At 71.9% G+C, this 14,290-nt stretch carries 13 protein-coding genes and 1 pseudogene; 5 read left to right on the forward strand and 9 right to left on the reverse strand.

Annotated features, from left to right (window positions below; all coding sequences use genetic code 11):
- Window positions 1–69 precede the first annotated feature (69 nt).
- The gene (locus tag E1166_RS24360) at window positions 70–1,281 is read left to right on the forward strand and encodes a hypothetical protein (RefSeq protein WP_207914473.1); all 1,212 of its coding nucleotides are present in this window, start codon (window positions 70–72) and stop codon (window positions 1,279–1,281) included.
- Between the two features lie 60 nt (window positions 1,282–1,341).
- Here E1166_RS24360 and fbaA read toward each other — a convergent pair whose 3' ends face one another.
- Together fbaA and E1166_RS24370 are read right to left on the reverse strand one after the other, a co-directional pair.
- Window positions 1,342–2,364, reverse strand: a complete 1,023-nt coding sequence (gene fbaA / locus E1166_RS24365; RefSeq protein WP_132342300.1) for a class II fructose-bisphosphate aldolase — start codon at window positions 2,362–2,364, stop codon at window positions 1,342–1,344.
- Between the two features lie 144 nt (window positions 2,365–2,508).
- A complete protein-coding gene (locus tag E1166_RS24370; protein ID WP_132342301.1) occupies window positions 2,509–2,892 on the reverse strand; it encodes a phage holin family protein in 384 nt (127 codons plus the stop codon).
- Window positions 2,893–3,024: 132 nt separating this feature from the next.
- Here E1166_RS24370 and E1166_RS24375 point away from each other — a divergent pair, with 132 nt between their 5' ends.
- From E1166_RS24375 to E1166_RS24390, 4 genes are all read left to right on the forward strand, one after another.
- Entirely contained in the window at window positions 3,025–3,237 is a 213-nt protein-coding gene (locus tag E1166_RS24375; protein ID WP_132269590.1) for a hypothetical protein, read from the forward strand.
- Between the two features lie 472 nt (window positions 3,238–3,709).
- Window positions 3,710–5,152: a 3' terminal RNA ribose 2'-O-methyltransferase Hen1 gene (locus tag E1166_RS24380; RefSeq protein ID WP_132342302.1), complete on the forward strand. Its 1,443-nt coding sequence runs from the start codon at window positions 3,710–3,712 to the stop codon at window positions 5,150–5,152.
- Window positions 5,149–7,662: a polynucleotide kinase-phosphatase gene (locus E1166_RS24385; protein WP_132342303.1), complete on the forward strand. Its 2,514-nt coding sequence runs from the start codon at window positions 5,149–5,151 to the stop codon at window positions 7,660–7,662. Before E1166_RS24380 ends, E1166_RS24385 begins: the two co-directional genes overlap by 4 nt.
- A gap of 153 nt (window positions 7,663–7,815) precedes the next feature.
- The gene (locus E1166_RS24390; RefSeq protein ID WP_132342304.1) at window positions 7,816–8,523 is read left to right on the forward strand and encodes a VTT domain-containing protein; all 708 of its coding nucleotides are present in this window, start codon (window positions 7,816–7,818) and stop codon (window positions 8,521–8,523) included.
- A 176-nt stretch (window positions 8,524–8,699) separates the two neighbouring features.
- Here E1166_RS24390 and E1166_RS24395 read toward each other — a convergent pair whose 3' ends face one another.
- From E1166_RS24395 to E1166_RS24425, 7 genes and pseudogenes are all read right to left on the reverse strand, one after another.
- Window positions 8,700–9,077, reverse strand: a complete 378-nt coding sequence (locus E1166_RS24395; protein WP_007454255.1) for a metalloregulator ArsR/SmtB family transcription factor — start codon at window positions 9,075–9,077, stop codon at window positions 8,700–8,702.
- A 57-nt stretch (window positions 9,078–9,134) separates the two neighbouring features.
- Window positions 9,135–9,674, reverse strand: coding sequence for an orotate phosphoribosyltransferase (gene pyrE / locus E1166_RS24400; protein WP_132342305.1), 540 nt, complete (start codon window positions 9,672–9,674; stop codon window positions 9,135–9,137).
- 158 nt (window positions 9,675–9,832) lie between these two features.
- Window positions 9,833–10,642, reverse strand: coding sequence for an SDR family oxidoreductase (locus E1166_RS24405; RefSeq protein ID WP_132342306.1), 810 nt, complete (start codon window positions 10,640–10,642; stop codon window positions 9,833–9,835).
- Entirely contained in the window at window positions 10,639–11,301 is a 663-nt protein-coding gene (locus E1166_RS24410) for a hypothetical protein (RefSeq protein WP_243710495.1), read from the reverse strand. Before E1166_RS24410 ends, E1166_RS24405 begins: the two co-directional genes overlap by 4 nt.
- A gap of 72 nt (window positions 11,302–11,373) precedes the next feature.
- Complete coding sequence (locus tag E1166_RS24415; protein ID WP_132342307.1) at window positions 11,374–12,237, reverse strand: hypothetical protein; 864 nt, start codon at window positions 12,235–12,237, stop codon at window positions 11,374–11,376.
- 98 nt (window positions 12,238–12,335) lie between these two features.
- On the reverse strand, window positions 12,336–13,346 hold the full coding sequence (locus E1166_RS24420) for a hypothetical protein (RefSeq protein ID WP_132342308.1): 1,011 nt from the start codon (window positions 13,344–13,346) through the stop codon (window positions 12,336–12,338).
- A 114-nt stretch (window positions 13,347–13,460) separates the two neighbouring features.
- Window positions 13,461–14,290: pseudogene (locus E1166_RS24425) on the reverse strand (hypothetical protein); the annotation flags it as partial.

Raw genomic sequence — 14,290 nt, forward strand, 5'->3', positions numbered from 1 at the left:
TCAGATGTGTATAAGAGACAGCGGCGGGTGCGGGTTTGGCGGGTTGTGCGGGGTGGGCAGGATGAGCGCGTGCCGACCCCACCACCCACGGACGTCATCGCGCCCCACGACACCAGCCACGACGAGATCGAGACCCGGGCCGAACTCGACCAGCGGCTGGCCAGCGGAAGCCTGGCCGGGCTGACCGTCCAGGGGCTCCGCCTCGACCTCGACCCGGTCCCCGACCTGACCACCGTCGACGTGACCGGCACCCTCTTCGTGGGCTGCCGGTTCACCGACCGGAAGGTCGGCGCCGACCTGGTGCGGCGCGGCGCGAACGTGGTGCCGCCCTTCTCCGGGCTGCCGTACCCGACCCAGCCGTCACACCTCTACACCCCGGACGACCTCGCGGCCGGCTTCACCGAAGGCGGCTTCGCCGGCATGTACGACACCCGGGTGTACGCGCACTTCCGCGCCCACGGCGGCGCGCTGCCGGACGTGAAGGAGGCGCTCGGGCAGCGGCTGCACGACCACGGCGTCGACAACGCCCTGGCCGACGCGACCCGTGCCTGGCTGACGACACACGGCCCGCAGTCGGTGGTGGGCGTGATGGGCGGGCACGCGGTACCGCGCGGCAGCGTGCCGTACCGGATGGCGGCCGTGCTGGGCTGGGAGCTGGCCCGGGCCGACCGGTTGGTGGTGACCGGCGGCGGCCCTGGCGTGATGGAGGCGGCGAACCTCGGCGCGTTCCTCGCCGCCTGGCCGGCCGACGAGGTGACCACGGCGATCGACCTGCTGGCGACCGCCCCCGACTTCACCGACCACGACCGCTACACCGCTGCGGCACTGGCCGTCCGCCAGCGGTACGCCACCGCACCGGCCGTCCCGCAGCAGCGGCAGCCGGGGCTGGACTGGGCCCGCACCGGTGGACTGGCCATCCCCACCTGGCTGTACGGCCACGAGCCGGCGAACCTCTTCGCCGGGCGGATCGCCAAGTACTTCTCCAACGCCATCCGGGAGGACACCATCCTGCGGCTGGCCCGGGGCGGGATCGTCTTCGCGCCCGGCCGGGCCGGCACGGTGCAGGAGGTGTTCCAGGCGGCGACCAAGACGTACTACGGCACCGACGGGGCAAGCGGGGCGTACGTCTTCCTGGACCGGGCGTACTGGACCCGGGAGCTGCCGGTGGAGTCGCTGCTGCGCCCGCTCCTCGCCGCCTCCCCGTTCGGTGACCTGTCCACCACCGTGCACCTGAGCGACGACGTGCACGAGGCCATCCGGGTGCTCACGGCGACGGCGTGAACGCGCCGACGGCCGGCGTCCCGGACCGGGGACGCCGGCCGTCGTGCCGTCACGCGCAGGTCACTTCAACTTGGTACCGGTGGAGCGCAGGTGCTCGCACGCCTCCACGACACGGGCGGCCATGCCGGCCTCGGCGGCCTTGCCCCAGACGCGCGGGTCGTACATCTTCTTGTTGCCGACCTCGCCGTCGACCTTGAGCACCCCGTCGTAGTTGCGGAACATGTGGTCCGCGACCGGCCGGGAGAAGGTGTACTGGGTGTCGGTGTCGATGTTCATCTTCACCACGCCGTAGTCCAGCGCCTCCCGGATCTCCGACAGCAGCGAGCCGGAGCCGCCGTGGAAGACCAGGCTGAGCGGCTTCTCCTTGCCGTACTTGGCGCCGACCGCCAACTGGATGTGGTTGAGCACCTCGGGACGGAGCTTGACGTTGCCCGGCTTGTAGACACCGTGCACGTTGCCGAAGGTCAGCGCCGCCATGTAGCGGCCCTTCTCGCCCAGGCCGAGCGCCTCGACCATGGCCAGGCCGTCCTCGACGGTGGTGTAGAGCTTGTCGTTGATCTCGTTCTCGACGCCATCCTCCTCGCCGCCGACGACGCCGACCTCGATCTCCAGGACGATCTTGCCCTTGGCGGCCTCGTCGAGCAGCTGCGCGGCGATCTCCAGGTTCTCCGCCACCGGCACGGCCGAGCCGTCCCACATGTGCGACTGGAACAGCGGCTCCTGGCCGTTCTTGACCCGCTCCTGCGAGATGGCCATCAGGGGCCGGACGAACTTGTCCAGCTTGTCCTTCGGGCAGTGGTCGGTGTGCAGCGCGATGTTGACCGGGTACTTCTTGGCCACCTCGTGCGCGTACGCGGCGAAGGCGACCGCGCCGGTGACCATGTCCTTGATCGACGGGCCGGAGAGGTACTCGGCGCCACCGGTGGAGACCTGGATGATGCCGTCGCTCTCCGCGTCGGCGAAGCCCTTCAGCGCCGCGTTCAGCGTCTGCGACGACGTCACGTTGATCGCGGGGTACGCGAACTGGCCGGCCTTGGCCCGGTCCAGCATCTCCGCGTAGGTCTCAGGGGAAGCGATGGGCATGTCGAACGCTCCTTACTTACCGCTCTCGGCCGCGCTGGCCGCTGTCTTCCGTCGGTTGCGCCGGACCGCGCTGTCCACCGCCGGAAGTATCCCGTAGGAACTGGCGATCGACACAACCGCCCCGGTACCCGCCCATCAGGGCGGTCACCGGCGCTCCAGCCGGTCCGGCACGACGACGCTGATCAGCCAGCTCACCACCGCCATCACGATCGCTCCCCAGAACGCCGCCCAGAAACCGTCCACCCGGAACGGCAGGTCGAGCCCGCGCGCGATCCAGTCGGTGAGCAGGAACAGCAACGCGTTGACGACCAGCGCGATCAGACCGAGCGTGAGCAGGTAGAAGACGCAGCCGACCACCTTGATGACCGGCTTGAGCACCGCGTTGACCACACCGAAGATCAATGCCACGGCGAGCAGGGTGAACACGGTGTTCGCGCCGGTGCGGCCGGAGATCTCGACCCCGGGCACGACCAGCGTGGTGACCCACAGCGCGATCGCTGTGATCACCAGCCGGATCAGGAAGCCCACGCCCTCATCCTGGCACCGCCGGCGGCCGCCGGTGGCATGATCTACCGAGTCCGCTTGCCCGCCTGCCGGGCGACAACCGGCGACAACCCGTACCGTGTGGGGAGAAATCCGCCGGAACTCAGGAGGACGACGATGGGTTACCCCGAAGAGGAGTTCACCCCGAGCGACCACCTCAGCCCGGAGGAACGCGACCTGGAGGCCGAGCCGGCCGACGCGGTGGAGCAGTCCGTGGTGGCCGGCCCCACCGAGGACGACGGCGAGCCGCACCGCGGCCTGGAGGTCGCCGACTGGGACGCGATGGAACAGGCCCGGGTGGTCACCGCCGACGAGGACGACTACCGCTGACAGCGGGCGCCGGGCGGGTCACCGCAGTCGGGTGACCCGCCCGGTTCGCCACCAGCCACGGCCCGCGTCGCCCTGGTTGCGCTGTTACGTCGATCCTGCTCGGCCGTTCGGTTCGATTACTCCGTCAAACCCGTCCAGGGCGACGGGAATTACCCGGTTCTCCTTAAGATCCACGGGCTTCACCTGAACATGCCTCAGGAGGAACCCCCAGACGCTCCAGCATTCGACCCGACGTTGGCTCGCCGGGCTCGGCGCAGCAGGCGCCGGTTTGATCGCCGGCCTCGGCGGCCTGCTGCTCGCCGCTGGCGCGGGCGGCTACCTGGTGGCCCGCAGCCGCAAGACCCGCTTCGTGGCCTGATCCACCCGCACCACCCGGTGCCCCGCCGACCCCAATGTCGCCGGGGCACCGCTGTCTTCCCAGGACGACGAAAACGGGACGACGCAAGATCGAGACAACTGGAACCATGAACGGGTGCTGCTCACCCTGACCACCACCCACCGGCCGGCGACCGACCTCGGGTACCTGCTGGTCAAGCACCCCGACCGGGTGCAGTCGTTCACCCTGCCCGCCGGCACGGCACACGTTTTCTACCCGGAGGCGGATGCCGCCCGGTGCACCGCCGCCCTCCTGGTCGACATCGACCCGCAGCGGCTCGCCGCGGGTCGAGGTCGGGGTCGTAGGCAGGCCGCCACCCCGGAGAGTTTCACCCTCGGGCAGTACGTCAACGACCGCGCGTACGCGGCCTCCAGCCTGCTCTCCTCGGCGCTGTCGACGGTGTTCCGATCGGCGCTGCGCGGGGAGTCGCGGGACCGGCCGGAGCTGGCCGACGCCGCGATTCCGCTGGAGGTACGCGTGCCGGTGCTGCGCTGCCGGGGCGGAGTTGACCTGGCCGTACGGCTGTTCGCCCCGCTGGGCTGGACGGTCACCGCGACCCCGGTGCCCCTGGACGAAGAGCACCCCGACTGGGGTGACAGCCGGTACGTGGACCTGCTGCTGACCGGCACCGTCCGGGTCGCCGACGCCCTCAACCACCTGTACGTGCTGCTGCCCGTGCTGGACGACGCGAAGCACTACTGGGTCGCGCCGGACGAGGTCGACAAGCTGCTCCGGGCGGGCGCCGGCTGGCTGGCCGACCATCCGGAGCGGGCGCTGATCACCCGGCGGTACCTGGCGCACCGGCGGGCACTGGCCGGGCAGGCGATGGCTCGCCTGGCCGAGCTGCGGCTGGCCGACGAGCCGCCAGCCGACGACAGCGTCGACGAGACCGGGTCGTCGGCGGAGCCGGACACCCGGCGTGCCTCGCTCGCGGTACGGCGCCGGGCGGCCGTCCTCGCCGCGCTGGCCGCCAGCGGGGCGTGCCGGGTGCTGGACCTCGGCTGCGGAGGCGGGGCACTGCTCGCCGCCCTGATCGCCGAGCGGCGGTACACGGAGATCGTCGGCACCGACGTCTCCGCCCAGGCGCTGGCCGTGGCCGCCCGGCGGCTGCGGCTGGACCGGCTGCCGGAGCGGCAGCGGGACCGGGTGCGGCTGTGGCAGTCGGCGCTGACCTACCGGGACGACCGGCTGCGCGGCTGGGACGCGGCGGTGCTGATGGAGGTGATCGAGCACCTCGATCCGCCCCGGTTGCCGGCGCTGGAGGACGCGGTGTTCGGTCACGCCCGGCCGGGCACCGTCGTGCTGACCACCCCGAACGTCGAGTACAACGTCCGCTACGAGGGACTGGGCGCGGGGCGCTTCCGGCACCCCGACCACCGCTTCGAGTGGACCCGCGCCGAATTCGCCGACTGGGTCGAAGGGGTCGCCGCCCGGTACGGCTACGCCGCCACGATCAGTGGGATCGGTGACGACGACCCCGAGGTGGGCGCCCCCACCCAACTGGCCGTGCTGACCAGGAAGGACGAGACGACCCGATGACCGCTCTGGACATTCCCGAACTCGCCCTGGTCGCGCTGGTCGGCGTCTCCGGTTCCGGTAAGTCGACCTTCGCCCGCCGGCACTTCCTGCCCAGCCAGGTCCTCTCCTCGGACACCTTCCGGGCGATGGTGGCCGACGACGAGAACGACCAGTCCGCCTCCGCCGACGCGTTCGAGGCTTTGCATCACGTCGCCGCGACCCGGCTGCGTCGCGGCCGGCTGACCGTGGTCGACGCGACCAACCTTCAGCCGCATGCCCGCGCCGCGCTGGTCCGGGTGGCCCGTGAGCACGACGTGCTGCCCGTGGCGATCGTGTTGGACGTGCCGGAGGCGCTGGCCTGGGAGCGTACGCAGGCACGGGCCGACCGGACCTTCGGCCGGCAGGTTCTGGCCCGGATGCAGCGCGACCTGCGCCGGTCGTACGGGCTGCTCGCCCGGGAGGGCTTCCGCAAGGTGCATGTGCTGCGTGGCGTGGCGGAGATCGACGCCGCCGGGATCCGCTACGAGCGGCTGTTCAACGACCGCCGCGAGCTGACCGGACCGTTCGACATCGTCGGGGACGTGCACGGCTGCCGGGAGGAACTGGAGGCGCTGCTGCTGCGGCTGGGCTGGCAGCTACGGCGCGACGACGCGGGTCGTCCGGTGGACGCGGTGCACCCGGCCGGTCGTACGGCGGTCTTCGTCGGTGACCTGGTGGACCGCGGCCCCGACTCGCCGGGTGTGCTGCGGCTGGTGATGGGCATGGTGGCGGCCGGGCACGCGCTCTGCGTGCCGGGCAACCACGAGCAGAAGCTGCTGCGGAAGCTGCGCGGCCGGGACGTACGGCTCACCCACGGCCTGGCGGAGACGATGGCGCAACTGGACGGGGAGCCGGCGGAGTTCGTCACCGAGGTCGCCACCTTCGTCGACGGCCTGGTCAGCCACTACGTCCTGGACGGCGGCCGGCTGGTCGTCGCGCACGCCGGGCTGAAGGAGGCGTACCAGGGCCGGGCGTCCGGCCGGGTTCGGGCGTTCGCGCTGTTCGGGGAGACCACCGGCGAGACCGACGAGTACGGCCTGCCGGTGCGCTACCCGTGGGCGCGCGACTACCGGGGCCAGGCCATGGTCGTGTACGGCCACACGCCGACCCCGGCACCGGAGTGGGTCAACAACACCATCTGCATCGACACCGGCTGCGTCTTCGGCGGGCGGCTGACCGCGCTGCGTTACCCGGAGAAGGAGCTGGTCTCGGTCGACGCGGTCAAGGAGTGGTACGCCCCGGCCCGCCCGCTGGTGGTCACCCCACCCCGGCCGGACACGGTGCTGGACCTGGCGGACGTGACCGGCCGGCGGCACATCAGGCACGCGTACGGGACGCTGACCGTGCCCGCCGAGAACGCCGCCGCCGCGCTTGAGGTGATGAGCCGCTTCGCGGTCGACCCCGCCCGGCTGGTCTGGCTGCCGCCGACCATGGCGCCCTGCTCGACCTCGACGGTCGACGGGTTCCTGGAGCACCCGGCGCAGGCGTTCGCGGACTACCGTGCCGCCGGTGTGGACCGGGTGGTCTGCGAGGAGAAGCACATGGGGTCGCGGGCCGTGGTGCTGGTGGAGAGGAAACCCGGCCCGTTCGGCGGCGGGGTGGTGCACACCCGCACCGGCCGGCCGTTCTTCGGCGCACCGCTGGATGCCGAGCTGCTGGCCCGGGTCCGGGCGGCGGTCACCGCCGCCGGCCTCTGGGCCGAGTTGGGCACCGACGCGCTGCTGCTCGACGCCGAGTTGCTGCCCTGGTCGGCGAAGGCGGGCGGGTTGATCCGCGAGCAGTACGCCAGCGTCGGCGCGGCCGGGCGGGCGGCGCTGCCCGCGGCGCTCGCCACCCTGGATGCCGCGGCGGCCCGGGGTCTGCCGGTGGGGGAGTTGCGCCAGCGGATGGCCGCCCGCCAGGCGGAGGTGGCGGCTTACTCGGCGGCCTACCGGGCGTACGTCGCGCCGACCGACGGGCTGCGCGGGGTGACCCTCGCCCCGTTCGCGGTGCTCGCCGGTGCCGGGGTGAGTTTCGTCGATCGGGACCACGGCTGGCACCTCGACCTGGCCGACCGGCTCTGCGCGGCCGACCCGGCGTTCTTCACGCCCACCCGGCGTCGGGTCGTCGACCTGGCTGACGAGTCGGCGGTCGTGGCGGCCACCGAATGGTGGCTGACGCTGACGTCGGCGGGTGGCGAGGGCATGGTGGTCAAGCCGTACGCCGGGCCGGCCGCGCGGTCGGAGAAGGGCTCGCTGCTCCAGCCGGGGATCAAGTGTCGGGGCCGGGAGTACCTGCGGATCATCTACGGCCCGGGTTACACCGACTCGGCGCAGCTCACCGCGCTGCGTCGCCGGTCCCTGGGGCGCAAGCGTGGTCTGGCCCTGCACGAGCATGGTCTTGGTTTGGCTGCCCTGGACGCGTGGGCGCAGGGCGCTCCGCTGTGGCGTCGGCACGAGCTGGTCTTCGCCATTCTCGCCTGCGAGTCGGAGCCGGTGGACCCGCGACTGTGAGCCACCGTCACACCCCGGCCGGGGTTGTCGCTCCGGCCCGGGTGTGACGTCACGCACCAACCGGAAAGGGGCGGCACCTACACTACGGGGCGTGCCGTCGCCGGTGGCGGACGAACCGTCACCATCCACAGGCAGACTCGGAGGTCACCCGCGATGCCCACCACCACGCTCGCCCTAGGGCCGGACTGGCTGGATCCGGAGTGGCTCATCTCCACGTTCGGGCTGCTCGGCATCCTGGTGATCGTCTTCGCCGAGTCCGGCCTGCTGATCGGTTTCTTCCTGCCGGGTGACTCGCTGCTGTTCACCGCCGGGTTGCTCACCGCCGACGGGCAGTACATCAAGTACCCGCTCTGGTTGGTGTGTCTGCTGATCACCCTCGCCGCGATCGCCGGCGACCAGGTCGGTTACGCCTTCGGGCGCAAGGTCGGGCCGGCGCTGTTCCGGCGGCCGAACTCCCGGCTGTTCAAGCAGGAGAACGCGATCAAGGCGCACGAGTTCTTCGAGAAGTACGGTGCCCGGTCGATCGTGCTGGCACGGTTCGTGCCGATCGTGCGGACCTTCACGCCGATCGTCGCCGGGGTGAGCCGGATGCGCTACCGGACCTTCGTGATCTACAACGTGGTCGGCGCCGTCCTCTGGGGCACCGGCGTCACGGTGCTCGGCTACTTCCTCGGCCAGATCCCGTTCGTGAAGGCCAACATCGAGATGATCCTCATCGGGATCGTGCTGCTCTCGGTGATCCCGATCGCGGTGGAACTGCTGCGGGCGCGGTTGGCCGCCAAGCGGGGCACCACGCCCGAGGAGGTGGCCGCCGCCGAGGAGGCGATCCGGGAAACCCGCGAGCACTACGGGCAGTACTGACGGACAGGACCAGCTGGCCGGCCCTTCCGAGGACCGGCCAGCGTGGTATCTGTCCACGAACCCCTGCTGACACGATGACGGCTTGCCGTTGACGGGCAGGCGTCATCGTCCGGTGGCACCACCCCTGGGTACGCCACCGAACGTCGCCCCGGGCGGGGCGACGAGCGGATCAGGGGTCAGCGGGCCTTCTTGGTGGCCCGCTTGCGCGGCGGCGTGAGCAGGTCCGCGATCGTCGCGATCGCGGACGGCACCAGCCGGTAGTAGGCCCACACACCGCGCTTCTCCCGCTCCAGCAAGCCGGCCTCGGTGAGGATACGCAGGTGGTGGCTGACCGTCGGCTGCGAGAGGCCGAGCGGCGCGGTCAGGTCACACACGCACGCCTCGCCCTCGGGCGCCGACTGGATCAGGCTGAGCAGCCGCAGCCGGGCGGGGTCGGCGAGGGCCTTGAGGACCCCCGCGAGCCGCTCGGCATCGGCTCGTTCGATCGGCTCGCCGGCAAGCGGCGAGATCTGAGGCATGGTCATTTCAGCCAACGCAGTTCCCACGTATTCCATCCTTCCACCAGCAGCATCGATCCGCCTGCATATCAGCAGATCTGAATCGGCAAACTTTTACGCCAGAAGGTCGAGGTCAGCCAACGTATAGGCGGCCCGGTACGACAATCCGGCGGCACGTACGGCGTCCCCAGCGCCACGATCAACAATAACCGCCACACCCACCACCTCTGCCCCGGCCTCGCGAAGTGCCTCGACCGCGGTCAGCACACTGCCCCCTGTCGTCGAGGTGTCCTCCACCGCGAGTACCCGCCGGCCGGCGATGTCAGGCCCCTCGATCCGACGTTGCAGACCGTGCGCCTTGCCGGCCTTGCGGACCACGAAGGCGTCCACCGGATGGTCGGTCTCCGCGGCCGCGTGCAGCATCGACACGGCGATCGGATCCGCGCCCAGGGTCAGCCCACCGACGGCGTCGTACTCCCAGTCGGCGGTGAGCTCACGCATCACCCGGCCGACCAGCGGTGCGGCACGGTGATGGAGCGTAACGCGGCGCAGATCGACGTACCAGTCCGCCTCACGGCCGGATGAGAGCACCACTCGGCCATGGACCACAGCCAGGTCGATGATGAATTTGCGCAGGTCGTCGTGGTCGCCCATGGCGATAGAGGTTACTGCGCGAGTCTGTGTCCCGTGTGCGGGGTCCTGCCGGGTCAGCCTGCCGAGCGACCGACGAGTGGCGATGGACCGCTACGCTGTGCGACTGCCCTGCGAGGCAGTAGGGTGGTCGGCCAACCCCGTCGGGCGAGCTCCTCCGGTCAGCCGTCGGCCGGCCCGACCCGCCCGCGCCGGTCCCGGTACGCCAACCGCAGCAGCCGGCGCGGCGCGTGCCGCAGACCCGCCACGGCGAGCTTGTACTTCCAGTCGGGAACGCTGACCTGCTTGCCTTTGCGCAGGTCACGTAGGGCTTCGGCGACCACGTCGTCGGCTCTGAGCCACATCCAACGCGGCGTGCCGGACATGTCGATGCCGTTGCGCTCGTGGTAGCCGGTGGCCGTGTAGCCGGGGCAGAGCGCCATCACCCGTACGCCGAACGGCCGCACCGACAGGTCCACCGATTCGCTGAAACTCGTCACCCACGCCTTGCTCGCCGGATACGTCGACCCCGGCATCACCGGCCCGAACCCGGAAACTGAAGAGACATTTATCACTGCCCCGTGGCGTCGTTCCGTCATCGGACCGAGGGCCGCCAGAGTCAGTCGCAGCACGGCGTGCACGTTCAACCGGAGCAGCCGTTCCTCGTCCTCCACGCTGGACCGGAGGAAGGACCGGTCCAGGCTGATCCCGGCGTTGTTGACCAGCAGGTCGACCGGCGGCCCGGCGGCGAGCCGCCGGGTGACCGGTGCGCAGCCGTCGACGGTGGACAGGTCGGCGGGAATCGTCTCCACCCGGTGGCCGTACCGGTCGGTCAGCTCGGTGGCGACCTCGGCGAGCCGGTCTGCGGTGCGGGCCACCAACACCAGGTCCGCGCCGTCGGCGGCGAGCCGCCGGGCGAACGCCGCCCCGATGCCGGCGGTGGCGCCGGTGACCAGCGCCCGTCGCGTGCTGCCCGGGTGGCCGGCGGTCAACGCGACTCCTTCCACTCCGGCGGCCGCGCGCCCTGCGGCGGGCGGAGATGGTACGGGTTCTGCGGCGGGGCGGCCGGCTGCGCGGGGCGGTGCGCACCGAACCAGCGGTGCGCCGCGGGGAGGGCGAGCAGCACGGCCACCACAAGGTAGCCGAGCAACTGAGCCACCGAAAGCCCCGCGTTGACCGGCAGCCACCAGGCCGGGTACGCCTCGCCGAGCAGCGGTAGCAGCCCGGGGTCGCCCACCTCCAGCGGAGCGGCCCGCTGCCCGACCAGCGCGGCCAGGGTGCAGCAGCCGCCGAGCAGGCCCAGCCCGCTGACCACCCACGTGGACAGTTGGGCACCCCGGCGACCGGCGAGCAGGCCGACCGCGAGGCCGACCAGCACCAAGCCGACCAGGACCGTCACCATCGCCGAGACGATGGTGCCGACCCGCAGCAGGGTCACCATCGCGCTGATGTCGTCGGCGTCCGCGCCGGTGCCGGCGGCGGCACGGAACCGGTCGACGGTGCCACCGAGGGCGAGCAGGGCCGTGACGGCGTACGCCACGGCCCCGAGGGTCATCAGCGCCAGCACCACCGCCGCCAGCGTGACCGAGGCCGGTCGGCGGGCCGGCACGGCGGCGGGCCGGAACTCCGGCGCCTGGTGCGGGTACGACACGACGATTCCCTCCGGTAGGCGTCGGGTTGCAACCTACTCGGAGGAAACCGTCGCGTCGCTGCTACGCGCCCGTCATGAGGTGGACGGCGGGCTGCTGTCCCCCGACTGGCCGGGGCCGTCGGCGGGACGACCCGGGTCACTCTGACCGGCCGACGGCGCGTCGGGCGTGCCCGACGGCGCGGAGGACTCTCCCGGTGAGGAGGGCGGCGGTGCCTGCCACTCCGCACCGGTCGACGGCTGCGACTGACCCGGCGCCGCCGGGTAACCGGGCTGACCCGGAGCCGCCGGGTAACCAGGCTGCGGGTAGCCCGGGGCGGCCGGGTAGCCCGGATAGGCGGTTCCCGGGGCGGGCGGCTCCCAGGCCGGCTGCGGCTTGCGGAAGAACTCGTTCGCCTTCGGCAGCGCCAGCAGGATCAGCGCCACCAGCAGGGACAGCAGGGTGAGCACCGCCAGCGTCGTGGTGACCGGGGTGTACCAGGAAGGCAGGGCCTCCTCCAACCGGCGGGCGACCTCGTCGCCGCTGGGCATGTCACCGTCGGTCGGGCCGCCGGTGGTGCCGATGCCGTTGGCGAACCCGCCGGCCGTGTTGAGGCCGCAGCAGCAGAACAGGATGCCGCCGAGCACCCAGGTGGCGATGCGGGTGCCGTTCATGCCCCGGTTGTTGAACAGGCCGAGCACGGCGAGCACGATCGCCAGCAGCAGCCCGACGATGGCGCCACCGATGATGGCCGCCATCGCGAAGGTGGCGACCTCCTGTGCGCCGTTCGCGGCGGTGCCGCGGTACGCGTCGTCGAGCGCCTCGCGGACCGTGCCGGCGGTGGCCAGCGCGATGATCAGGCTGATCACCTGGAGCAGAGCGAACAGAATCAGCAGGTAGCTGGAAATCGTCACTACGGCCGGCCGGGCGCGGGCCGGTGTGTGCTGGGAATCGACCATGATTCTCCTTCCCTTGGATCGCGCCCACACCGTATCCACTGCGGCCCACCCGCGCGCGCCGGAGCAGCGCCGGAGGGTCGTGGCGTGCCCGGCCGCGTTCAGCCGGTCTGCGCGCGTACCCGCCGGTGTTCGCCGGTCACCACCGCGAGCAGGAAGAGGTCGAGCGCCAGCGTGGCCACCGCGCCGAACTGGTTGACCGTGAAGTTGAAGACCTGGCCGAACAGCAGGTTGACCAGGAGGGCCAGCTTGAACAGGCGGAACGCGCCGGCCCGGTCGGGGCGCAACAGGAACGCCGCCCGGATGCCCAACACCGCAGCGACCAGCGCGGCGGCCGACACGCCGAGCAGCGCGCCCCACTCCCGCGCCTCGTCCAGCCGACCGGTCACCCCGTCCACCACGACGGACACCACGTTGGTCACCGGCTCGGCGACCAGGTACATCACCACCAGCGCGACCACCCAGCGCGCCGTGATCACCCGCACCGCCCAGGTACGCAGCCACGCCAGCCACGGCTGCCAGAACCGGCGGGGCGGCGGCTCCCGACGCGGTACCGCGTCGAGCAGTTGGGACACCGCGTACTCGACCTCCGGGCCGGCACCGCGCACCATCCGCAGGGTGGTCACCCGGCGCCGGTCGGTCAACCCCCGGCCGACCCCGCCCACCACGGTGTCCAGGGCGTTCGCCACCCGCTCGCCCGAGGTGAGCGTCATCCGGTCACGCACCGCCTGGGTGATCACCACGAGCAGGGCGAAGACGGCGTAGATGATGGAGGCCGCCGGCCGGTAGAAGTAGTCGGTCTCGGCGGTGACGAACTTGCCCACCTCGTCGATGAACAGGCCGAAGCCGATCCCGCCGACGATCGCACCGGTCATCCGGGCCGTGCCGCCCAGGAAGACCAGGGCCACGCCCAGCCCGAGGGCCATCAGCAGGCCGCCCCAGAGCACGTGGGCGAGGTGCAGGCCGCCCCCGCCGAGCTGCGGATAGCCGGTCGCCAGAAGGTAGGCCCGGGTGGCCAGCACCGTCGCCACCCCGGCCAGTACGAACCCCTGGAGGTAGCCGGCGGCGTCCACCGCACGCGGTGGGAGACGGCGACGACGGGACGGTGACACCGCTCCGAGACTAGTGGCCCCGCCGCCGGCCGTGGGCGTACTCCCCTGCGGTGGGCCGACGACGGCCGCTGGCCGCGTGGCAGCCGTCCCGGTGCCACGGCCTGCCGGGTGGGATCAGTGGGCGACCGGCCCGGCTGGAGCGTGCGGGTCGGACGTCGCCGTACCAGGGGGCGGCGTCGCGGCGGGCGGGACCTGCGGCGGCACGCCGTGCGCGCGGGGGTCGGGGCAGACCATGTAGCCGGGCGGCAACATGAACGTGACCGGCGCCGGTGGGCGTACGGCGTGCCGGGCCGGTGGCACGAACCAGCGCTGCGCCACCGGCAGCGCCAGCAACACCACCGCCGCCAGGGTGAGCAGGAAGACCAGCACGGTCCCACCGGTGGCGGTGCCGAACAGGATGTCGTCGCGCAGGCTGAAGGAGGCATCAGGTGGGTAGAGGGTGTCGAGGAACCTGGATTGCTCGCCGAGGACGCCTTCCACGGCCGTGTCCCACTCCTCGGCGTCGGCGTCGGCGACACCGAACATCAGCGGGATCGCCAGCGCCCCGGAGCAGCCCTGGCCGCAGGTGAGCAGTAGCTGGCAGCCGCCGGCCACGAAGACCAGGATCCGGGCGGTGTTGCTGCCCCGGCGCACACCGACGGCGGTGGCCCCGAGCCAGCCGGCGAACAGCAGCGTGGGCACGCCCAGGAGGCAGGTCATGAAAACGTTGCCGAACCGCTCGCTGCGGACCTCCTCCGGGTCCGCGTCGGGCACCAGGCGGGCGGCCCGGTCGATCTGGCCGTCCCAGTCCACGGCCTGCCACACGAGCACGCCGGCCAGGGCGAGCAGGACGACCACCGCGGCGATCTGCAACCACGAGGCGGTGGTGACGGAGGTGGGACGGGGTGGGCGTGCCGGGGCGGCCGTGGGGATCATGCGGTCGAAGCTACGGGCCGCACTCGAGG

It is taken from the genome of Micromonospora sp. KC213 (assembly GCF_004348325.1).
In the GTDB taxonomy this organism is placed as follows: domain Bacteria; phylum Actinomycetota; class Actinomycetes; order Mycobacteriales; family Micromonosporaceae; genus Micromonospora.

What these genes read in the sequence shown, in the direction of transcription:
- E1166_RS24415 (WP_132342307.1), bottom strand. Translation starts at nt 12,237, where the DNA reads ATGGTCGATTCCCAGCACACACCGGCCCGCGCCCGGCCGGCCGTAGTG.
- fbaA (WP_132342300.1), bottom strand. Translation starts at nt 2,364, where the DNA reads ATGCCCATCGCTTCCCCTGAGACCTACGCGGAGATGCTGGACCGGGCC.
- E1166_RS24390 (WP_132342304.1), top strand. Translation starts at nt 7,816, where the DNA reads ATGCCCACCACCACGCTCGCCCTAGGGCCGGACTGGCTGGATCCGGAG.
- pyrE (WP_132342305.1), bottom strand. Translation starts at nt 9,674, where the DNA reads ATGGGCGACCACGACGACCTGCGCAAATTCATCATCGACCTGGCTGTG.
- E1166_RS24385 (WP_132342303.1), top strand. Translation starts at nt 5,149, where the DNA reads ATGACCGCTCTGGACATTCCCGAACTCGCCCTGGTCGCGCTGGTCGGC.
- E1166_RS24395 (WP_007454255.1), bottom strand. Translation starts at nt 9,077, where the DNA reads ATGGAATACGTGGGAACTGCGTTGGCTGAAATGACCATGCCTCAGATC.
- E1166_RS24375 (WP_132269590.1), top strand. Translation starts at nt 3,025, where the DNA reads ATGGGTTACCCCGAAGAGGAGTTCACCCCGAGCGACCACCTCAGCCCG.